The organism is Stenotrophomonas sp. STEN240 (assembly GCF_056756175.1).
Genome location: NZ_JBRRBO010000027.1, coordinates 1 through 21544 on the forward strand (window position 1 = coordinate 1; position 21544 = coordinate 21544).

General features: G+C 63.8%; 21 protein-coding genes. 8 read left to right on the forward strand and 13 right to left on the reverse strand.

What is annotated here, in order from left to right; all coding sequences use genetic code 11:
- Positions 1–246 precede the first annotated feature (246 nt).
- The 3 genes from ACVOKO_RS12560 (at position 247) to ACVOKO_RS12570 (ending at position 3900) form a co-directional block, all read left to right on the forward strand.
- On the forward strand, positions 247–1011 hold the full coding sequence (locus tag ACVOKO_RS12560; RefSeq protein WP_346499244.1) for an NAD kinase: 765 nt from the start codon (positions 247–249) through the stop codon (positions 1009–1011).
- A 99-nt stretch (positions 1012–1110) separates the two neighbouring features.
- Positions 1111–2055, forward strand: coding sequence for a 5'-nucleotidase (locus ACVOKO_RS12565; protein WP_062166142.1), 945 nt, complete (start codon positions 1111–1113; stop codon positions 2053–2055).
- Between the two features lie 471 nt (positions 2056–2526).
- On the forward strand, positions 2527–3900 hold the full coding sequence (locus tag ACVOKO_RS12570; RefSeq protein ID WP_346499245.1) for an NAD(P)-binding domain-containing protein: 1374 nt from the start codon (positions 2527–2529) through the stop codon (positions 3898–3900).
- A 15-nt stretch (positions 3901–3915) separates the two neighbouring features.
- On the opposite strand, the gene ACVOKO_RS12575 is transcribed toward ACVOKO_RS12570, so the two are convergent.
- The 12 genes from ACVOKO_RS12575 to asnS all read right to left on the reverse strand — a co-directional run bounded on the left by ACVOKO_RS12575 (position 3916) and on the right by asnS (position 14303).
- Complete coding sequence (locus ACVOKO_RS12575; protein WP_346499246.1) at positions 3916–4470, reverse strand: DUF2939 domain-containing protein; 555 nt, start codon at positions 4468–4470, stop codon at positions 3916–3918.
- 19 nt (positions 4471–4489) lie between these two features.
- Positions 4490–4963, reverse strand: a complete 474-nt coding sequence (locus ACVOKO_RS12580) for an SRPBCC family protein (protein WP_346499247.1) — start codon at positions 4961–4963, stop codon at positions 4490–4492.
- Positions 4964–5034: 71 nt separating this feature from the next.
- Entirely contained in the window at positions 5035–5721 is a 687-nt protein-coding gene (locus tag ACVOKO_RS12585; protein ID WP_346499249.1) for a DUF2461 domain-containing protein, read from the reverse strand.
- Positions 5718–7157, reverse strand: a complete 1440-nt coding sequence (sbcB, locus tag ACVOKO_RS12590) for an exodeoxyribonuclease I (RefSeq protein ID WP_346499250.1) — start codon at positions 7155–7157, stop codon at positions 5718–5720. The genes ACVOKO_RS12585 and sbcB overlap by 4 nt, the downstream gene beginning before the upstream one ends.
- On the reverse strand, positions 7157–8527 hold the full coding sequence (locus tag ACVOKO_RS12595) for an FAD-dependent oxidoreductase (RefSeq protein WP_346499251.1): 1371 nt from the start codon (positions 8525–8527) through the stop codon (positions 7157–7159). The genes sbcB and ACVOKO_RS12595 overlap by 1 nt, the downstream gene beginning before the upstream one ends.
- Positions 8528–8545: 18 nt before the next feature.
- Entirely contained in the window at positions 8546–9820 is a 1275-nt protein-coding gene (kynU, locus tag ACVOKO_RS12600; protein ID WP_346499252.1) for a kynureninase, read from the reverse strand.
- A 50-nt stretch (positions 9821–9870) separates the two neighbouring features.
- Entirely contained in the window at positions 9871–10398 is a 528-nt protein-coding gene (locus ACVOKO_RS12605) for a 3-hydroxyanthranilate 3,4-dioxygenase (RefSeq protein WP_346499253.1), read from the reverse strand.
- A 388-nt stretch (positions 10399–10786) separates the two neighbouring features.
- On the reverse strand, positions 10787–11449 hold the full coding sequence (gene can, locus ACVOKO_RS12610; protein ID WP_346499254.1) for a carbonate dehydratase: 663 nt from the start codon (positions 11447–11449) through the stop codon (positions 10787–10789).
- A gap of 81 nt (positions 11450–11530) precedes the next feature.
- Complete coding sequence (locus ACVOKO_RS12615) at positions 11531–12175, reverse strand: FMN-binding negative transcriptional regulator (protein ID WP_346499255.1); 645 nt, start codon at positions 12173–12175, stop codon at positions 11531–11533.
- A 7-nt stretch (positions 12176–12182) separates the two neighbouring features.
- Positions 12183–12494 (reverse strand): hypothetical protein, encoded by a 312-nt coding sequence (locus ACVOKO_RS12620; protein WP_346499256.1) that lies wholly within the window; start codon positions 12492–12494, stop codon positions 12183–12185.
- Complete coding sequence (locus ACVOKO_RS12625) at positions 12491–12796, reverse strand: hypothetical protein (protein ID WP_346499257.1); 306 nt, start codon at positions 12794–12796, stop codon at positions 12491–12493. Before ACVOKO_RS12625 ends, ACVOKO_RS12620 begins: the two co-directional genes overlap by 4 nt.
- 112 nt (positions 12797–12908) lie before the next feature.
- Positions 12909–14303, reverse strand: coding sequence for an asparagine--tRNA ligase (asnS, locus tag ACVOKO_RS12630; protein ID WP_346499258.1), 1395 nt, complete (start codon positions 14301–14303; stop codon positions 12909–12911).
- Positions 14304–14452: 149 nt separating this feature from the next.
- Between asnS and ACVOKO_RS12635 the strand changes: the two genes are divergently transcribed.
- On the forward strand, positions 14453–14791 hold the full coding sequence (locus ACVOKO_RS12635) for a HesB/IscA family protein (protein WP_346499259.1): 339 nt from the start codon (positions 14453–14455) through the stop codon (positions 14789–14791).
- 236 nt (positions 14792–15027) lie between these two features.
- Here the strand turns inward: ACVOKO_RS12635 and ACVOKO_RS12640 are convergent, their stop codons facing one another.
- A complete protein-coding gene (locus ACVOKO_RS12640; RefSeq protein ID WP_346499260.1) occupies positions 15028–16242 on the reverse strand; it encodes an MFS transporter in 1215 nt (404 codons plus the stop codon).
- Between the two features lie 249 nt (positions 16243–16491).
- Here ACVOKO_RS12640 and rpsF point away from each other — a divergent pair, with 249 nt between their 5' ends.
- The 4 genes from rpsF (at position 16492) to smc (ending at position 21521) form a co-directional block, all read left to right on the forward strand.
- Complete coding sequence (rpsF, locus tag ACVOKO_RS12645; RefSeq protein ID WP_346499261.1) at positions 16492–16923, forward strand: 30S ribosomal protein S6; 432 nt, start codon at positions 16492–16494, stop codon at positions 16921–16923.
- 11 nt (positions 16924–16934) lie between these two features.
- Entirely contained in the window at positions 16935–17165 is a 231-nt protein-coding gene (gene rpsR / locus ACVOKO_RS12650) for a 30S ribosomal protein S18 (RefSeq protein WP_002804494.1), read from the forward strand.
- Positions 17166–17339: 174 nt separating this feature from the next.
- Positions 17340–17789: a 50S ribosomal protein L9 gene (gene rplI, locus ACVOKO_RS12655; protein ID WP_346499262.1), complete on the forward strand. Its 450-nt coding sequence runs from the start codon at positions 17340–17342 to the stop codon at positions 17787–17789.
- 228 nt (positions 17790–18017) lie between these two features.
- Positions 18018–21521 carry a chromosome segregation protein SMC gene (smc, locus tag ACVOKO_RS12660; RefSeq protein WP_346499263.1) on the forward strand — a complete coding sequence of 1168 codons (3504 nt, stop codon included), beginning with the start codon at positions 18018–18020 and terminating at the stop codon, positions 21519–21521.
- The last annotated feature ends 23 nt before the right edge of the window (positions 21522–21544 follow it).

Consider the following 21544-nt stretch of genomic DNA (forward strand, 5'->3'; position numbering starts at 1 on the left):
CTTTTAGGCACTGCCGGGAAAGCTTCTGCCGAGCATGGCTCGGCACTACAAGCCCCTCTCCCGCTTGCGGGAGAGGGGTTGGGGTGAGGGGAGCTTTTGAGGCTTTACCGCAAACGCTTCTGCCGAGCATGGCTCGGCACTACAAGCCCCTCTCCCTTTTCGGAAGAGGGGTTGAGAGAAGAGGGGGCTGTCGCTTTACCACCAGCAGGTTATCCTCGCCCTCCAGGCCGAACCGAAGACGCTACCGTGTCCCCCCGAATCGCATTCCTTGCCAGTGCCGTCGAGTCCGCCCAGCAGGCCCGTGTCGCCTTGGCTGCCCGTTATGGCGACCATGACCCAGACGAGGCCGACGTGATCTGCCCTCTGGGTGGTGATGGCTTCATGCTGCAGACCCTGCATCGCCATGGCAGCAAAGGCAAGCCGGTATTCGGCATGAAACTGGGCACCGTCGGCTTCCTGATGAACCATCATCGCGAAGACGACCTGATCCAACGCCTGGCTCTGGCCGAACCGGCGCACCTGCGCCCGCTGGAAATGATCGCGCTGACCGAGTCGGGTACCACCACCGGCTCGCTGGCCTACAACGATGTGTCGATGCTGCGGCAGACCCGCCAGGCTGCGCATATCGGCATCGATCTCAATGGCCAGCAGCGCGTGGAAGAGCTGATCTGCGACGGCGTGCTGGTGTCCACTCCTGCCGGCAGCACGGCGTACAACTACTCTGCGCACGGCCCGATCCTGCCGCTGGGCTCCAATACCATCGCCCTGACGCCCTTGGCGCCTTACCGTCCGCGCCGCTGGCGGGGGGCCATCCTCAAGGCTGAGACCGAAGTGCGCTTCCGCGTGCTCGATCCCTACAAGCGCCCGGTCAGTGTCACCGCCGATTCACACGAAACCCGCGACGTGGTGGAAGTGACCATCCGCGAGTCGCGGGAGCGTCAGGTGACCCTGCTGTTCGACCCCGAACACAACCTCGAAGAGCGCATCCTCAGTGAGCAGTTCATGGTGTGAGGGCAGGCCGGTGCGCTCGGCAATGCGCCGTTTGGGTGCGGTGGCGGCGCTTGCAGGTAGACTGGGCCCCGTTCCTTGATCGCATTGGGTTCATCGTCCATGGGTGACAACACTCCCCGGCTTCTCACCGTCGCGGTTACTTCGCGCGCATTGTTCGATCTTGAAGAAGGCCATGCCTTGTTCGAACGCGAAGGTCTGGAGGCTTATGCCGCCTACCAGCGGGCGCACGAAGACGATGTGCTCAAGCCCGGTGTCGCCTTTCCGGTAGTGCGCAAGCTGCTGGCGCTCAATGATGGGGCGCCGGTGGAAACCCCGCGTGTGGAAGTGATCCTGTTGTCGCGCAACTCGGCCGACACCGGCCTGCGTATCTTCAATTCCATCCAGCATTACAAGTTGGATATCGTGCGCGCTACCTTCACCGCCGGCGAGCCGACCTGGCCATACGTCAAACCGTTTGGCACGGACCTGTTCCTGTCGGCCAATCCTGATTCGGTGCGGCGCGCCCTGGTAAACGGCATCGCTGCCGCCACCATCCTGCCGCAGAGCGCGCAGGAAGTTGCTGCGGCATCGGCAGCCGCCACCGACACCGGTCGTTCAAAAACCCAGCTGCGCATTGCCTTCGACGGTGATGCGGTGATTTTCGGGGACGAAAGCGAGCGTATCTCGCGCGAGCAGGGCGTCGAGGCTTTTGGTCGGCATGAGCGTGAGCGCGCGCATGAGCCACTCAGCGGTGGTCCATTCCGCAACTTCCTGTCAGCACTGCATGCCTTGCAGGCAGCGTTCCCGGCCGGCGAAGCCGCACCGATCCGCACCGCGCTGGTGACGGCACGTTCGGCGCCCGCGCATGAGCGCGTGATCCGCACGCTGCGCGAGTGGGGCGTGCGTCTTGACGAAGCCTTGTTCCTCGGCGGCCGCCACAAAGGCCCGTTCCTGGAAGCCTTCGGTGCCGATATTTTCTTTGACGACTCACAGCACAACATCGACAGCGCGCGTCAGCACGTAGCTGCCGGGCATGTGCCGCATGGTGTGGCGAATCCGGATTGATCCAACCTGCCTTTTGTAGGAGCGGCGTCAGCCGCGAAACCACCGATATTTCCGGCGGGCGTTGTCTGCAATTGCAGACAACATGTATCTGGTCCTTTCGCCAGCTTCGCGGCTGACGCCGCTCCTACAAAAGCCAGCAGGCTTGCAGCCATGCATCCAGCGCATGCTAGGATGAAGACGCTTTCGCGGGTTCCTACCTGAACCAGCGGCAATCCTGCCGCGCCCTGATCTGCACGAATGCAGCAGATCCCTCCCGCACTGCACCCACCCGGTGATCCAGGGGCGGGGCCCGTCCCCGACCGGTAGCGTCACGTACCTGCCATTCCCTTCAACGCTGCCCTGCGTGGCGGCCGGGTGTTTCGCGCGCCGCGCGGGACTGGACGCATTGTCTCTCCTGCACGGTGCATCACGCGCCCTTGCGCAGTGCCGTCGCGTCCGCGCGTTGGCAGCTACACAGGAGAAACAACCCGTATGACCATGCGTATCGCCATTCTTGGAGCCGGCCCCAGTGGCCTGGCGCAACTTCGTGCCTTTGAGTCCGCCCGCCGTGGTGGAGCTGAAGTGCCAGAGATCGTCTGCTTCGAAAAGCAATCCGATCTCGGCGGGATGTGGAACTACACATGGCGTACCGGGCTGGATGCTTACGGCGAACCGGTGCATGGCAGCATGTACCGCTACCTCTGGTCGAACGGACCGAAGGAAGCGCTGGAGTTTGCCGACTATAGTTTTGAAGAGCATTTTGGCCGCCCGATCGCCTCCTATCCGCCGCGTGCCGTGTTGCGCGACTACATCATGGGCCGCATCGAAAAGAGCGGTGTGCGCGACCAGATCCGCTTCAACATGGCAGTGCAATGGGTCGACTATTCGGAAGAAACCCAGCGTTTCACCGTCACCGTACGTGACCTTAAAAAGGACGAGCTGGTCAGCGAAGAGTTTGATCGGGTGATTGTCGCCACCGGCCATTTTTCTACGCCGAACGCGCCCTTCTTCGAAGGCGTGGATCGTTTCCCGGGCCGTGTGCTGCATGCGCATGATTTCCGCGATGCCTGCGAGTTCGCCGACAAGGACCTGCTGCTGGTCGGTGCCAGCTACTCGGCCGAGGATATCGGCACGCAGTGCTACAAGTACGGCGCCAGGTCGGTAACCTTCAGCTACCGCAGCGCACCCACCGGCTATGACTGGCCCGCAGCATTCGAGGAAAAGCCCCTGCTGCAGCGTGTGGAAGGCACCACCGCGCACTTCATCGATGGCAGTTCAAAGCAGGTGGATGCGATCGTGCTGTGCACCGGCTACCAGCATCACTTCCCGTTCCTGCCGGATGCATTGACGCTGCGCACCCGCAACCGCCTGTACCCCGGCGATCTGTACAAGGGTGTGTTCTGGATCGACAACCCGAAGCTGATCTACCTGGGCATGCAGGACCAGTACTACACCTTCAACATGTTCGATGCGCAGGCCTGGTACGCGCGTGATGTGATTCTTGGCAAGATCGCCCTGCCTTCAGGCGATGCGATGCGGGCTGACAGCGAAGCCTGGCTGGCACGCGAGGAAGCAACGACCTCGGCCGAACAGGACATCGATTTCCAGACCGAATACGTGCGCGACCTGCTCGACGCCACCGACTATCCGGACTTCAACGTCGAGGCTGTGGCCACGCTGTTCAAGCAGTGGAAGCACGACAAGAAGGACGACATCCTCGGCTATCGCAATTACAGCTACCGTTCGGTGTTGACCGGCACCTTGGCGCCGTTGCATCACACGCCGTGGATGCAGGCGATGGATGATTCGCTTGAGGCCTTCCTAGCTGACAGCGAGGTCGAAGCACCGGAACGGCTGATTGCCTGATCCGGCAGGCGCCGGTCAACCCGGCGCCTGTCCCAGTGGCAGCAGGATGTTGGTCAGCCGCCAGCGCAGCCCTTGGCGGCTCAGTACGAATACCACTTCGCGGCCGTCTTCCAGATGGGTGGTGGCGGTGAAGCGCGACAGCGATTCGTAGTGGCCGGTGGTATTGGCCAACGGCTTGGCCGGCGAGGGTGGCGCCCAGGTATCGCCACCGACGGTGTCACCGATGGCGCGCTTCCACAGGCTGTCGCCCTGCAGGATGGCAGCGATGCCCAACGGGGTGACAAAGGTGTCGACGCCAGCACCGGCCAGGTTGCCGGCCACGCCCAGCGCTACCTGGCCGAACAGGCTGGACTGCATGTCCGCGCCGGCCTTGCGCACAACGTAGTCGTTGAGCTGGGCCTTCATGTTGACGCGTACGGCGGCGAAGTCGACATGGCGCGCCAGCTTGCCGGTGTCGCGCTGTTCAATGGCCTGGCTGATGCCACGGATGGCCAGGTACGGGCCGCCGACCACATAGGCGGCCAGCAATACCGCGACGGTGATGACGGCGGCGAGTATCCATTTCTTCATTGCGTTGCTGTCCTTGATATCAGGGGTGCGCGGAGCTGCGTGCTTCAGCCCAGCGGCGCAGCATGACCAGGGTCTCGGCCCAGGCCTGGCTGCAGAAACCCAGGTACTCACTGTCGCCATCCCAGCCCAGATGATGAAACTCCAGCACGGTCATCGGCTCGCCTTCATGTGGCAGGCCGCGCCAGCTGCCGGGGCTTGCCCGGCGCGACAGGTCGAAGCGGATCTCGGTGCCGGTCCAGGCCGAGGCCGGGCTCTGCGGTGGGTGCCTGCTGATGACTTCCCAGCGCACGCAGCCGCTGGGGCTGCTCTCGAGGATCTTCATGGCCACCACGCCATGGCCGGAGCCGGGGTTGTGGCTGAGCACCATGTCGCCATCGATGACCGACTGCTGGTGCGGTATCCACCATTGCCCCAGTCCTTCGGCATTGGCCAACCCGGCATGGACGGTTGCCAGCGGGGCATCGATCCAGACTTGAAGGTGGATGCTGGTCATGGCGGCGTCCTGTCGGAGGTTGCCGCCAAGCGTGCCGCAAACCTTGTTGGTTTGCGTGAAGCCGATGCTAATCAGAATTCCAGATCCAGCGCAGCGCACAGGTAGTCGACGAACGGGCCGAGTGCGGCCAGGTCCTTGGCCAGGGTCTGGCGCAGGCGCGGGCCGGTCATCATCTCGTCATCGAGCGAGCGCCACAGCACCCAGTTGCGGTGCTTGAGGTCGTCGATGAACTCGAAATCGGCGGGGAAACCGCGCGGCGGCCGCACCAGCTTCTCGCTGCTCTCGAACTCGTAGCGCTTGCGCGTGGCCGGCGCATGCGCGGCGGCCTTCCAGCTGCCGGGGTTGTCGAGGATGAACTGGCGCAGGCGACGCTGCACGTCCGGCTCCGGGTGCCAGATGCCGGCGCCGACAAAGCTCTCGCCCGGCGCCAGATGGATGTAATACGACGGCGCCGGCACCTGCTTGCGGCGTTCGTGGAACAGCCGCGCGCCTTGCCAGGTCTTGTACGGGGCTTTGTCGTGGGAAAAGCGCGAGTCGCGGTAGATGCGGAACAGCGAGCCGCCAACGGTGCGCGGGTCGGCCTGGAAATGCGTGCTGACCTGGCTCAGGTCCGGCTGCAGGTCGGTGATCAGGCGCAGGAACGGTTGCCGCACGTGGTCTTCGTACTGCTGCTTGTGCTCGGCAAACCAGGTCTTGTCGTTGTGGCGGGCCAGCCCGCGCAGGAACTTGAAGCTGGCGTCGCTGAAATACTGGGTCATGGTGTGTCCTGCAGGGTGTGGTGCCACTGGTCCAGGGCATCGAGCAGGGCCAGGGATGCCGGGTTGTCCTTGTGTTCCTCGCGCAGCGCGGCGATCTGCGCGACATGTTCCGGTAAGGTCTGTTCGGCCAGGCCAGGTGTGCTGAAACGCTGCTGACGATACGCATCCCAGCGTGAGCGTGCGGTCGCGTCCAGCGTCTGCGGGTAGTTGCGGGCACGGTAGCGGAACAGCAGTTCGGGCAGGCGCGGATCGCGGAAGCGCCCTTCCAGTTCTGCCAGTGCCTCCGGCGGCGCGGTGCGCACCTTGCTGAGCAGGCCCTTGTCGCCCTCGGCGAGGAAGCCGTCGTAGAGCGAGGCATCGGCATCGATGGGGCCATCGTTGACGCGCTCGCGGGCGAACACCTGGCGCGCCTTCTCGGCCAGTTGCGGGCCGAGTTCGCGCAGTTTCTCGGCCTTGGCTTCAATGGCTGCAGGGTCGATCTGCAGGCGTTCGAAATCGGCATCGCGCAGGTGGTTCCATGCGACCAGCGCCGGCACCTTGTTGAGATGCACTTCTTTCAACGGAATCCGCTGCTGGCCTTCGGGCAGATCGGCGGCGCGGGTATACAGGCGCGCGGTGATCTCTTCGACCGACAACTCAAGCAAGGGCTCGATGTCGCCCTCAAGATCAAACACGATGACCCGGTTGTTGATGTGCGGGTGGCGCGCCAGCGGCAATACCGGTGCGGCGCACAGGCGGCTGGCCGGGTAGCGCATCGAAATGTGCAGCACCGGTGTCATCGCCACCACGTCGAGCAGGCTGCTGACGTAGCGTTTGTCGCGCAGGCGCAGCGCGTATTCCCACATGCGCGGTTGCGCCTGACGGAAGCGCCGCGCCATGCCGATGGTGGCGTAGACGTCTGACAAGGCCTCGTGCGCATCACCTTCGCGCACGTCGTTGGCCAGCGCCAGGTGTTCAAGCTTGAACGAGGTGGCGCCATCTTCGCGCTTGGGCCAGTTGATGCCGTCCGGGCGCAGGGCGTGCACCAGGCGCAGCATGTCGAGCAGATCCCAGCGCGAGTTGCCGCTGCGCCACTCGCGTTCGTACGGATCGTGGAAATTGCGGAACAGGCCGTAGCGCACGAACTCATCGTCGAAGCGCAGCGTGTTGTAGCCCAGCGTGCAGGTCTTGGGCTTGCTCATCATCTCGTTGATGCGGGCAAAGGCCTCGGCCTCACTGACGCCCTCGGCCAAGGCGTGCTGCGGGGTGATGCCGGTGATCAGCGTCGCGATGGGCGAGGGCAGTAGGTCGTCAGCGGGTTTGACGTAGAAACTGACCGGTTCCTCGATGACCTTCAGCTCGGCGTCGGTACGCACGGCGGCGAACTGGGCAATGCGGGTGCGGCGTGGATCCTGGCCAAAGGTTTCCAGGTCGTAGAACAGAAAACTCTCGGCCATCAGTGGGCTCCTTCCAGTACCGGCAGCTGTGCATGGACGATCTGTTCCAGTGCCGCCCAATCGATGCCATCCAGCGAATCAAGGCCGGCGGTGGCGTTGGCCAGGATGGTCTGCTGCAGGCGGGTGCGGTGCAGCGCTACTGCATAGGGCGTGTGCAGGAAGGTCACCATCGTGTAATGCGGCACGAAGCGGGTCGGCCAGCGCGCCTGCAGCTCCTGTTCCAGCTCGCGCTGCAACAGATAGGCCGGGTCGGCGACGCGGTCGCGCATCTCCAGGTAGTTGTCCAAGGCCATCTGCTGGATGGCCGCGGCATTGGGTTTGCGTTCGGCTTCAAACGCGGCAAAGGCCTGTTCGGTGGTGGCGTTGTCGGCCAGGCAGCGGGCCAGTACCACGCAGTCCTCGAAGGCGCAGTTCATGCCCTGGCCGTGGAAGGGCACCATCGCGTGTGCGGCGTCGCCGATCAGGACGGCCTTGCCGCACTGGTGCCAGCGGTCCAGGTACAGCGTGCCCAGCAAGCCGGGCGGGTGCTGGTCCCAATCCGCGCGCAGGTCGGGAATCAGCGGCAAGGTATCGGCGAAGTCGCGCCGGAACAATGCTTCCGCTTCGGCGCCGTTGCGTACCGTGGCGAAGCTGGGCTCACCTTCATTCGGCAGGAACAAAGTCACGGTGAACGTGCCTTCGTCATTGGGCAGGGCGATGCACATGTAATTGCCACGCGGCCAGATGTGCAGCGCATTTGCTTCGATCTGGAAGCTGCCGTCGGCAGCTGGCGGAATCTCGAGTTCCTTGTAGGAATGGTCGAGGAACTCCGTGCGCTCGCCGAGCGGGCGCTTGCGGCTCATTGCTGCACGCAGCGCCGAGCCGGCACCATCGGCACCGATCAGCGGCGTGTTGAAATGGATATCGTGTGGCTGGTCATCGCGGTCGTCGATGAAACGGGCGTAGCCGGCATCGAAGTCCACGGTGTGGAGGCGGCGATGGAAATGGATCTTCGCACCCGCCTGCTCGGCCAATTGCAGCAGCGTGGTGTTGAGATCCTTGCGGTGCACCGACCAGATCACTTCACTGTCATCGCGGCCATAGCGCTGTAGATCAGGCGCCCCTTCGCGTGGATGCACCATGCGTCCGCGCATCATGACGGCCTTGGCCATCACCTCGTCTTCGACACCGGCCTGGCGCAGGGCGTTGCGGCCGCGTTCGGCCAATGCCAGATTGATCGAGCGGCCGGACTCGTAATCGGCAATGCGCGGATCGCCGCGGCGTTCGTAAACGGTGATCTTCCAGCCCTGCCGTGACAGCAGGATGGCGAGCAGGGAGCCGGCCAGGCCGGCGCCGATCAGGGTGAGGCTGCGTGGGGTGGGGGTATTCAAGTCACAGGATTCCGTTGGTCAGACGCCAGCCCAGGTTTCCACTTCATCGACGAAGCGGTAGACATCGCTGTAGCGGTTGTACATCGGCGTGGGCGAGATGCGGATCACGTCGGGCTCGCGCCAGTCGCCGAGCACGCCCACCGATTGCAGGTACTCGAACAGCGAACGGCCCTGCGCGCGACCACCGGCCACGCGCAGCGAAAGCTGGCAGCCACGGCGTTCGGGATCGGACGGGGTGATGATCTGCAGCACATGATCCAGGCGCGCACGCACCATGGTTTCCAGATAGCCGGTGATCTTCAATGACTTCGTGCGCAGCGCGTCCATGCCGGCTTCGTCGTACAGCGCCAGTGATGCACGCAACGGAGCCAGCCCGAGCACCGGCGGATTGCTCAGCTGCCAGCCTTCGGCGCCCAGTTCCGGCACGAACTCCGGGGCCATCTGGAAGCGGGTAGCCTGCTCATGGCCCCACCAGCCGGCAAAGCGCGGCAGCGTGCTGTCGCGGGAATGGCGCTCGTGCACGAAGGCGCCGGCGACCGCACCGGGACCGGCATTGAGGTATTTGTAGTGGCACCACACCGCGAAATCCGGGGCGATGTCATGCAGGTTCAACGGCACGTTGCCGACCGAGTGGGCGAGATCGAAACCTACGTTGGCGCCCTGTGCGCGGGCCAGGCGGGTGATGGCGTCCAGGTCGAATACCTGGCCGCTGCGGTACTGCACGCCCGGCCACAGTACCAGGGCCACGCGCTTGCCGTGCTCGCTGATGGCGCGTTCGATGGCCTGCATCGAAATGGTGCCGTTGGCTTCGTCCGGCTGCACTTCGATCAGGTCGGTGGCCGGGTTGAAGCCGTGGAAGCGGATCTGCGCTTCCACCGCATGGCGATCGGTGGGGAAGGCGCCGGCTTCCATCAGGATCGCCGGGCGTTCGCTGGTCGGGCGATAGAAGCTGACCATCATCAGGTGCAGGTTCACGCTCAGTGTGTTCATGGCGACCACTTCGTGCGGCAGCGCACCGACCACGCCGGCCAGCGAATCGCGGACCAGGCGGTGATAGCTCAACCACTGCGTCGGGCCAGTGAAGTGGCCTTCCACCGCGATGCGCGCCCATTGATCCATCACTTCCTGCACCATGGCCTGCGCACCGCGTGGCTGCAGGCCCAGCGAGTTGCCAACGAAGTAAGTCTGATCGCTACCCTGATGCTGAGGGATCAGGAACTGGCTGCGCAGATGGCGTATTGGATCGGCGGCATCAAGCGCGGTGGCATGGGCAGGTGACAGCGTTTCGTTCATCGGTGCGGACACGTCGAGGATGTACCCGCAGTGTAACCGCGCCCGGCCGCTCAGACCTCCGGCGTTGCCGGTTGGGGCAGCGGGTGTACAGCACCGCAATGTTGGCAGGTACGGTGTGCCAGCGAGGTATGGAAACGGTCGAACACCTTGGGTAGGTCGGTTTCGATGTTCTTCAGGTGGAAGAACTCTTCGTAGATTTTGTGGTTGCACTGCTGGCAGAACCACATGAAGCCATCGAGCTCATGGTCCAGGCGCTTGCGCTCGACGACCAGGCCGATCGAGCCGGGCATGCGCTGCGGCGAATGCGGCACCCGCGGCGGCAGCAGGAAGATCTCCCCGGCCCGGATTGGAATGTCACGCACGGCCCCATCTTCCTGCACGCGCAGCACCATTTCGCCTTCGAGCTGGTAGAACCATTCCGGGCCTTCGTCCCAGTGATAGTCGTTGCGGCTGTTGGGGCCAGCAACCACCATCACGATGAAGTCGCCGTTCTCGATCATCTTGTTGCCGACCGGCGGCTTCAGGAGATGGCGGTGTTCTTCGATCCAGCCGAGCAGGTTCAGGGGTAGAGGGAGCATGTGGGGCCTGTTGGGTAACGGGGCTGGGGTGTTGCTGGGTGTTGGGTGGGGTGTGGCTGTTGCGCTTGCAGTTGTTGTTGTAGTTGCTGTTGCGCTTGAGGTTGCGTCTGCTCTTGCTTGGCTTTGGCTTTGGCTTCGGCTTTTGCTCGGGCTCGGGCTCGGGCTCGGGCTTGGGCTTTTGCTTGGGCTTTTGCCTTAGCTTCAGCTTTTGCCTTGTCCCTTCTCCCGCTGGCGGGAGAAGGTGCCCGAAGGGCGGATGAGGGCAGGGTTTTGACTTGGCTGGGGCGGTAGGCCCTCACCCCCAGCCCCTCTCCAGCAAGCGGGAGAGGGGAGGAAGCCTAGCTTCGGCCGGGATTGGGGAAGCTGGCTTCGGCAGGGGCTTTCAAGCTCAGTGCCTTTTGCCCTTCCGCGGCACAAAGGACAACGCCTTCTCATACGCAGGCTGCAGCTCTTCCGGTGCGCCCACATCAATACCCATCTCGCTGACGCGGCCGTCGCGCAGGCTGTAGACCCAGCCGTGCACCATCAGCTTCTGGCCGCGGGCCCAGGCGTCCTGGACGATGGTCGAGCGGCAGGCGTTGACCACCTGCTCGATCACGTTCAATTCGCACAGGCGCGCGTGGCGCAGGTCGGGGTCGTCGATCTGCGAGAGGATGTCGTCGTGCTTCTGTGCCACGTCTCCGACATGGCGCAGCCAGTTGTCGGCCAGGCCTACGCGCACGTGGTTCAGTGCCGCATGCACGCCGCCGCAGCCGTAGTGGCCGACGATCAGGATGTGCTTGATCTTGAGCTGGTCCACCGCGTACTGGATGACGCTCAGGCAGTTCAGGTCGGTGTGCACCACCACGTTGGCGATGTTGCGATGGACGAAGATTTCGCCCGGTGCCATGCCGATGATCTGGTTGGCGGGTACACGGGAATCGGAACAGCCGATCCACAGGTACTCCGGGTTCTGCTGCTTGGCCAGCTGGTGGAAGAATTCCGGATCTTCCTTTTCGATCCGGTCCGCCCACTCGCGGTTCTTCTGCAGCAGGTTGTGGATGTCTTTCATGGTGAAGCTTCCCTTGCGATCTGGAGGGTGAGGGCGTTGCCAAGCGCGTGCATGGCAACGTCGCGGGAAACGGGGCGCGGCTCAGTCATCGTGCTGGTCGCCGTGCTCATTGCGATACAGCTGCATCCACTGCGCCAGTTCAAGGGCGTCGGGCGTGTCCAGGGCCTGCAAGGCTCCGATCACCGCCAGCTGATTCGCCTGCGGGTGGTTCTGGCTCAGTTTCAGTTTGATCTGGATCTGCTGCACCTGCAGGCGGAAGCCTACGATGGCGCGCAGTGAGGGGCCGTGATCGTCCAGGCTTGCGTCAAAAACCCACTCCTGGCCAACGCTGGCTTCGAAGTGAGCGCTGGTATCCGACAGCAGCTGCGCCAATGCCGGCGCATCATCGAACACCTGCAGTTCGCCGACCAGCTCGGCGGCGGCGTAATTCCAGGTGGGGACGCGCGCGGCGCTTTCCTTGTCCGGATACCAGCTTGCCGACACGTAGCCCTGTGGCCCGTCAATCAGTACTTTGGCGCGGCCGCGATGCTGCGACTGCGGATTGGCCCGAGCCCAATGGCCGACCAGTTCGACCTGGTCGCCTTGGCGCCGGTACAGCACCGGCAGCCGGGTCAGTTCGGGCAGGCCATCGCTGCCGGTGGTCAACAGGGTCACGAACGGATCGCGTGCCAGCAGGCGATCCAGCCAGAGCAGGTCGTTCTCCACGAAGACGCGCTGGGCGAACACGAAGCTGTTAGACCCTGGTGCCGAGCAACTGCACCATGCGCTCGCGCAGCGCCTCATCGTCGCCTTGCGGCGGCGTTATTTCGTGCAGCGAGAAGCCGCGGTGCAGGGCGTCTTCTTCGTCCAGGCCGTCAAAGGCGACGAACTCGGCGTCGAACAGCTGCGCGCGGGCGGTGTCTTCGCTGTCATAGCTCAGCGTGTTGCCGTCGCTGTCCAGCACTTCGGCGGTGCCGCCTGCGCGGACCCGCAGGCGCGCCCAGATCAAGGTGCCGCCCAGTTGTGCCAGCCACCACTGGTCGGGGATGTTGTCGAAATCAGTCATTTCATTACCTGCGAAAAAAGCCACAACAGCAGTGCCATGCCCAGCCCGCCGAACGTCACCAGCAAGGCGATGCGTGCAGGCGTGGCCAGGCCGGACAGCGAGCGGTCGGCGATGCCACTAAAACCGCGCCCCAACAACCAGCGCAGGCTTTCCGGTTTGAGAAAGGCGCCGGCGCCGAACTCGGCTGCCAGCGCCGGGTGCCGGTCGCGGATATGTACCAGCGTCAACGGCCAGAAAATCAGGAAGGCACTGAGGCCGGCGATGGCCACCCCTACGAAACACAATGCGAAGAAGAGCGTCATGGTTGCAGAAGTGAATCAATGGAAGTGAGAAGCGAGGGACAGCGTTTGCCGCTCACGCGGTGCGACTTTGTTGTTTTCTCGTTCCTCACTTCTTGCTCCTCTCTTCCGTTGCTTAGAATTCCGCCGAACCCGGTGCACGGGGGTACGGAATGGCGTCGCGGATGTTGGACAGGCCGCAGACATAGACCACCAGGCGCTCGAAGCCCAGGCCGAAACCGGCATGCGGCACCGAACCGTAGCGACGGAAGTCGCGGTACCACTGGTAGTGTTCCCGATCCAAGCCGAACTGGGCCATGCGCGCGTCCAGCACATCCAGGCGCTCTTCGCGCTGGCTGCCGCCAATGATCTCGCCGATGCCCGGGGCCAGCACGTCCATCGCCGCAACGGTCTTGCCGTCGTCGTTCAGGCGCATGTAGAAGGCCTTGATGTGCTCGGGGTAGTTGGTCACCACCACCGGGCGGCCGACGTGTTCCTCGGTCAACCAGCGCTCGTGCTCGGTCTGCAGGTCCAGGCCCCATTCGACCGGGTAGTCGAACTTCTTGCCGGATTTCTGCAGCAGGGTGATCGCATCGCTGTACTCGATGCGCTCGAACGGAGCGTTGACGAAGGATTCCAGACGGGTGATGGCGTCTTTCTGCACGCGCTCGGCGATGAAGGCCATGTCGTCGGCGCGCTCATCGAGCACGGCACGGAACAGGTACTTCAGGAATTCCTCGGCTATGCGTGCGTCTTCGGCCAGGTCGGCGAAGGCGATTTCCGGCTCCACCATCCAGAACTCGGCCAGGTGGCGGGTGGTGTGGCTGTTCTCGGCGCGGAAGGTCGGGCCAAAGGTGTAGACCTTGCTCAGCGCCAGGCAGTAGGCCTCGACATTGAGCTGGCCGGACACGGTCAGGAAGGTTTCCTTGCCGAAGAAGTCGCGGCTGAAATCGATCTCGCCATTGCCGGTGCGCGGCAGATTGGCCATGTCCAGCGTCGAGACGCGGAACATCTGGCCGGCGCCTTCGGCATCGGAGGTGGTGACGATCGGGGTGCTGATCCAATAGAAACCGTTCTCGTGGAAATAACGGTGCACGGCCTTGGACAGGCAATCGCGGATACGGGTAACCGCGCCGAACAGGTTGGTGCGCGGGCGCAGGTGCGCCACTTCGCGCAGGAACTCCGGCGACATCGGCTTGGGCTGGATCGGGTAGGTCAGCGGGTCTTCGACCCAGCCCACCACCTCGAGCTTCTCAGCCTGGATCTCGAAGCTCTGGCCCTTGCCCTGCGACTTGACCAGGGTGCCGGTGGCAATCACCGAGCAGCTCGGGGTCAGGTTCTTGACCTCGTCGAAATTGGACAGCTTGTCGGTGGCCACGACCTGGATCGGGGCAAAGCACGAGCCATCGCTGACATTGACGAAGGCCAGTCCAGCCGAGCCGCGCACCGTGCGGACCCACCCGCGGACTGTGACTTCTCCGCCTTCCGGGAACTTCCCGGCAAGGGCGTGTGCAACGCTGACCACCGTCATGACTTGAATCCTCTGTTGATCGACTCGATCTGTGAATGCGAGATTTTAGCGGCTCAACGCCCGGGCAGGCGAGCATTTATCTACGCTTGCAGTCCGGCGGGTCGCCCACATCTATAATTGGACCGTAATTCTGCTGGAGTCGCCCCACCATGGCTGTTCATCTGACCCCCATCGCCCATTCCCGCGTGCAGCGCTTTGTCAGCAGCACCCCGGGCGCGTTGGGCCTGCGTTTTGGCGTGACCCGTACCGGCTGCTCGGGCTGGGGCCACATCACCGACCTGGCCAAGGATCAGCGTGAGGGCGATACCGTGTTCGAGCAGGACGGCGTACGCATCTACGTGGATTCCCAAAGCCTGCCGCTGGTGGATGGCACCGAGATCGACTACGGCAAGCAGGGGCTGAGCGAGACCTTTACGTTCAAAAATCCCAACGCAGCGGCCGAATGCGGCTGCGGCGAGAGCTTCACCACCGACGATATGCACCGCTGAGGCAAGCCGGCGGGCCTGTAGGAGCGGCGTAAGCCGCGAAGCACGGGGGCGAGTGCCCCTGTAGAGCCGAGCCATGCTCGGCTGCGGCGTTACCTGCGATGTCCGAGGTAGTGCATAAGGCTTCTGCCGAGCATGGCTCGGCACTACCGGTCAGTTGGCGGGCTCGGCTGGAGCGTTCCCGGCGATGTGCGGGATTGTGCATGAGGCCTCTGCCGAGCATGGCTCGGCACTACCGGTCAGTCGGCGGCCAATTGCCCGGCTGCGTGCTGGCGGCGCTGCAACATCACCGCGATACCCCACAACAACAAGCCTACGGCTGCGGTCGCCGCGCCTACATAACCGGTAGAAGCGTGGCCAAAGCCGGCGCCAATCGCCATGCCGCCCAGCCACGGGCCCAGTGCATTGGCGGTGTTGAAGGCAGCGTGGTTGGAGGCGGCGGCCAGGGTCTGTGCCTCGCCGGCGGCATCCATCAGCCGGGTCTGCAGGGCGACGGCCAGTGCGCCCATGGTGCCAACGGCAATGATCGCCGGTACCACCGTCCAGACCGAGTGTGCGGCCAGCGGGAACAGCAACAGCACCACGATGGACCATGCCAGCAATACGCCGGCGGCGCGGAACTGCAATCGGTCCACCAGCTTGCCGCCAGCGATGTTGCCGATGATCGCGCCCACGCCGAACAGGCCAACGGCCACCGGCATCCAGCGCTCATTGATGCCGGTAACGTTGACCAGGGTGGGGGCCAAATAGGTGAACACGCAGAACATGCCGGCAAAGCCGATCGCGCCGATCGCCAGTGCCAGCCAGACCTGGGTGGTGTTGAAGGCGCGCAGTTCGCGCATTGGCGAGGTGCGGACCTCGTCCGGGTCCGCTGGCAGCTGCCGCGCGACCATCGTCACCGTTGCCAGTGCCAGCAGGCTCACCAGCACAAAGGCGCTGCGCCAGTTGAACTGCTGGCCCAGCCAGGTGGTCAGCGGGTTGCCCAGCAGGATTGCGATCGACAGGCCAAGCAATACCTTGGAAACCGCAGCGCCGCGCTGTTCCGGCGGGCTGATCGAGGCGGCAACCAGCATTGCCACGCCAAAGTAGGCGCCATGGGGCAGGCCGGCGACGAAGCGGGCCAGCAGCATGCTGTGGTAGCCGGGCGCCAGTGCGCTGGCCAGGTTGCCGATGGCATAGAAGCCCATCAGCCATAACAACAGGGTGCGTCGCTGCAGGCTGGAGCCGGCAAAGGCCAGCAAGGGGGCGCCCACCACCACGCCGATGGCGTAGGCGCTGATCAGGTGGCCGACCTGGGCTTCGGTGATGGCCAGGCCACGGCTGATTTCCAGCATCAGGCCCATGCTGGCGAACTCGCTGGTGCCGATGGCGAAGCCACCCAGTGAGAGGGCGAGCAGGATCAAGGTGCGTTGGCGTGGCGACAGCAGGGCTGCCAATGAAGCGGTTGAATTCACGTCGGGTCCGGGCGGCGGGGCGTGGAAGCGGTTACATAGTGTACTGTTGCGTCGCAGCAATTCCCCGTGTGAAGGCCGGGCCAGTTGCGGATGCTGTGTTGCACGCAGGGGGGTCTGGCTTGCTTCTGGCCCTTTTGCGGTGGATAATGCCCGGCTTCCTGCGCGCTTCGTGCAGGAGCCCTTGCCCCACTGCGTTCACTGCGGGGGGCTGTCCAGCCCGTCAGGGCTATATCCGAAAGGTATAAAAACATGAGTCGTCATTACGAAGTCGTGTTCCTGGTCCACCCGGATCAGAGCGAACAGGTCCCCGCCATGATCGAGCGCTACAAGGCGCTGGTCGAAGCCGGCAACGGCACCATCCACCGTCTGGAAGATTGGGGCCGTCGTCAGCTGGCTTACCCGATCCAGAACCTGGTCAAGGCCCACTATGTTCTGCTGAACATCGAAGCCGACCAGGCAGTTCTGAACGAACTGACCGAGAGCTTCCGTTTCAACGACGCCGTGCTGCGCAACCTGGTCATCAAGCGTGACGAGGCTGACACCGAGCAGTCGCTGATCATGAAGAGCAAGGACGAGAAGGGTGACAAGCCCGAGCGTGGCGAGCGCCGTCGTCGTGACGACGAAGAAGGTGCCACTTCCACCAATGACGAAGCCGGCGAAGACGCCGCTTCTGCTGAATAAGGAGCACTTTCATGTCCAAGTTCTTCCGCCGTCGTAAGTTCTGCAAGTTCACCGCTGAAGGCGTGAAAGAGATCGATTACAAGGATCTCAACACCCTGCGCCAGTACCTGACCGAGAACGGCAAGATCGTTCCGAGCCGCGTCACCGGCACCAAGTCCAAGTACCAGCGCCAGCTGGCAACGGCCGTCAAGCGCGCCCGTTTCCTGGCCCTGATCCCGTACACGGACAACCACGACGTCTGAGTGCGGAAGTGAGTGGTGGCGCATGCGCCGCGAGAAGTGAGAACTGAGAGAAGGGCGCTTAGCCTTTCCTCGTTTCTCACTTCTCTTCACTCGTTTCCTGCCTCAAACCCGTCCTATTCGGACAGCAAGCGTTGCGGTGCCATTGGCGCCGCTAACGAATAACGGAGCTACACCATGAAGCTGATTCTTATCCAGAAAGTGACCAACCTCGGCGGCCTGGGCGACCTGGTTGATGTGAAGCCGGGCTACGGCCGTAACTTCCTCGTGCCGCAGGGCAAGGCCGTTCCGGCCACCGCGACCAACATCGCCGAGTTCGAAGCCAAGCGTGCTGAGTACGAAGCCAAGGCCCAGGCCTCGCACAACGGTGCTGAAGCCCGCGCTGCCAAGTTCGAAGGCGCCAGCGTCACCATCGCTGCGCACGCTTCGACCGAAGGCAAGCTGTACGGTTCGGTTGGCCCGCGCGATATCGCTGAAGCCTTCACCGCTGCCGGCCTGGAGCTGAACAAGAGCGAAGTGATCCTGGGCGAAGGCGCTTTCCGCAACGTTGGCGAGTTCGACGTCATCGTCAAGCTGCACGCCGACGTGGAAGCCACCGTCAAGGTCATCGTCGAATCCGACGCTTGATTCTGCCGGACTGGCTGTAAAGAACGGGCGCCGCAAGGCGCCCGTTTCTTTTGGCCGGCCGCTGGTGACCGCTGGCGGCCATGGGTGTCGCTATACTCGGGTGCCAGTGCCGCGCTTTGTCTTTTGAATTCTTCGGGATATCAATGACTTGAGCTCGGGAACAGAACCTCCGGAACCTCATTCCGGGTGTCGGCAGCAGCTGCCGGTATCCGCCAACAGTCAGATTCCATGCGTCTATCCACGATCAAGCTCTCCGGTTTCAAGTCGTTCGTCGATCCTACGACGTTGCACCTGCCGACCAATATGACCGGCGTCGTCGGTCCGAATGGCTGTGGCAAGTCCAACATCATCGATGCGGTGCGCTGGGTCATGGGCGAAAGCTCGGCCAGCCGCCTGCGTGGCGATTCGCTGACCGACGTGATCTTCTCCGGCTCTGCCGGCCGCAAGCCGGTATCGCAGGCCACGGTTGAGCTGATCTTCGACAATGCCGATCACACCATCTCCGGCGAGTACGCCTCGTTCAACGAGATTTCGGTCAAGCGCACGGTCAGTCGTGACGGCAGCAGCAACTATTACTTGAACGGCACCAAGTGCCGCCGCCGCGATATCACCGATCTGTTCCTCGGCACCGGGCTTGGCCCGCGCAGCTACTCGATCATCGAGCAGGGCATGATCAGCCAGATCATCGAGGCGCGCCCGGAAGACCTGCGTGTGTACCTGGAAGAAGCCGCCGGCATCTCCAAGTACAAGGAGCGCCGCAAGGAAACCGAAACCCGCATCCGCCACACGCGTGAAAACCTGGACCGGCTCAACGACCTGCGCGAGGAGATCGGCAAGCAGCTTGAACACCTCAAGCGGCAGGCGCGGCAGGCCGAGCAGTACCAAGCGTTGCAGGAAGAACGGCGGGTCAAGGACGCGGAGTGGAAGGCGCTGGAATACCGCGGCCTGGACGGGCGCCTGAGCGGCCTGCGCGAAGCGCTGGCACGCGAAGAAACCAAGTTGCAGCAGCTGATCGCCGAGCAGCGTGATGCCGAAACCCGCATTGAAACCGGCCGCGTGCGTCGCGAAGAAGCGGCCGAGAATTTGAACAAGGCGCAGGCCGACGTCTACCAGGTTGGCAGCACCCTGGCCCGGCTTGAGCAGCAGATCCACCACCAGCGGGAACTGGCGCAGCGCCTGCACAAGGCGCGCGATGAAACCCGGCAGGCGCTGTCCGAACTTGGCCAGCACATCAGCGGTGACGAAGCGAAGTTGATCGTGCTGCGCGAGTCGGTCGAAAACGCCGAACCGCAGTTGGAGCAGCTGCAGGAAGACAATGAAATCCGCCAGGAAGCGCTGCGCGAGGCCGAGGCCAAGCTGGCCGACTGGCAGCAGCGTTGGGAAGCGCACAACCGCAACACTTCCGAGGCAACGCGCTCGGGCGAGGTTGAACGCACCCGCGTGGATTACCTGGACAAGCAGATCCTGGAGGCTGATCGCCGCCGCGAAGCCCTGCAGGCCGAGCGCGCAGGGCTGGACCTGGACGCGCTTGCCGAGGCCTTCGAGCAGTTGCAGCTGGAGCACGAAACCCAGAAGACCGCGCTGGAGACCTTGAACGCCCAGGTCGAAGTGCGCAAGCAATCGGTGGCTGCATTGCAGGAACAGCAGCGCGCCGGGCAGACCGAGCTTGCCGAGGTGCGCAAGCAGGCGCAGTCCGCGCGTGGCCGGTTGTCCTCGCTGGAGACGCTGCAGCAGGCGGCGCTTGGCCAGGAGCAAGGCGCTGCCGCCGCATGGTTGAAGGCGCGCGGGCTGGATTCGGCGGCGCGTGTGGGCGAGCGCATCAGCGTTGAACGCGGTTGGGAAAACGCGGTTGAAAGCGCACTGGGGCAGTTGATCGAAGGTGTACTGGTGGATGCACCCGAAGCCCTGGTCGATGCACTTGGCGAGTTGGGTGAAGGGCGTATCGCACTGGTCGCCGATGCCGAGGGCAAGGCGGAGTTCGCGCCGACCTCGCTGGCGGCGAAAGTGCAGGGGCCGTTGGCCATCCGCCGCCTGCTGGCGCATCTGCATGGCGCCGAGGATCTGCTCCAGGCGCAGCAGCTGCAGCGCACGCTTGGCGACGGTGACTCGGTGATCACCCGCAGCGGTGAACGCCTGGGGCAGGGCTGGGTGCGCTTTTCGCGCTCCGGTGCGGCCGAGCAGGGCGCGCTGCTGCGCGAGCGCGAGATCGTCACCCTGCGTGAGCAGATCGAGACCTTGCAGGAGCGCGAAAGCACGCTGGAGACGCAGCTGGCTGCGTTGCGCGAGCAGCTGTTGGCGGGCGAGCAGCAGCGCGAAGAGGTGCAGCGGTCGCTGTATCAGGCGCATCGTGGTGCGTCCGAGTTGGCTGGGCAGTTGCAGAGCCAGCAAGGCAAGTTGGAATCCACGCGCACGCGCATCGAGCGTATCGAAACCGAACTGGCGCAGTTGCTGGAGACGCTGGAAGTCAGCCGCGAGCAGTCCACCGAGGCGCGTATGCGGCTGGATGAAGCGGTTTCCAGCATGGGCGATCTGGAATCGGCCCGGCATGCGCTGGAAAGTGAACGCATGCAGATGAGCGAGGCCCGCGATCAGGCCCGCGATGCCGCGCGCAATGTGCGCGACAGCATGCATGCGCTGGCCTTGACGCTGGAATCGCAGCGTACCCAGATCAGCTCGCTGAGCCACGCGCTGGAGCGTATGGGCAGCCAGCGCGGCCAGCTCGATTCACGGCTGGGCGAGTTGCACTCGCAGCTGGACGAGGGCGATACACCGGTACATACGCTGGAAGCGGAGCATCAGAACGCATTGGCCGAGCGCGTACGCGTGGATCGCGTGCTGGCCGAAGCGCGCACGCTGTTGGATGGCATTGATCACGAGCTGCGTGGCCTGGAGCAGACCCGCCATCAGCGCGACGAACAGGCCTTGGCGCAGCGCGAACGCATTTCCCAGCGCAAGCTGGACCAGCAGGCGCTGGTGCTCAGCGCCGATCAGTTGTCCGCTGCGGTGGAAAAAGCCGGCTTCGTGCTGCAGGACGTCATCAACAGCTTGCCCGAGGACGCCCGCCTGTCGGATTGGGAATCGGCGGTGCATCAGATCGACGGTCGCATGCGCCGGCTGGAGCCGGTCAACCTGGCGGCGATCCACGAATACGGCGAGGCTTCGCAGCGCTCGGAGTATCTGGAAGCGCAGAACACCGATCTCAACACCGCGTTGGAAACCCTGGAAGACGCCATCCGCAAGATCGACCGCGAAACCCGTGGCCGTTTCAAGGACACCTTCGACCGGGTCAATGCCGGTGTACAGGCCTTGTATCCGCGCCTGTTCGGTGGTGGCCACGCCTATCTGGAACTGACCGGCGAAGACCTGCTCGACACCGGCGTGACCATCATGGCGCGGCCGCCGGGCAAGCGCGTGTCCAATATCTCGCTGCTGTCCGGCGGTGAGAAGGCGATGACCGCGGTGGCGCTGGTGTTCGCCATCTTCCAGCTCAACCCGGCCCCGTTCTGCCTGTTGGACGAGGTGGACGCACCGCTGGACGAGGCCAACGTCGGCCGCCTGGCCAATATGGTCAAGGAAATGAGTGAGAAAGTGCAGTTCCTGTTCGTCAGCCACAACAAGGCGACGATGGAGGCAGCGCACCAGTTGTCGGGCGTCACCATGCGTGAGCCGGGCGTCAGTCGCCTGGTCAGTGTTGATCTTGAAGAGGCTGCCCGATTGGCGGGCGCCGCCTGACGTGCCATCCTTTAGCCACCTGA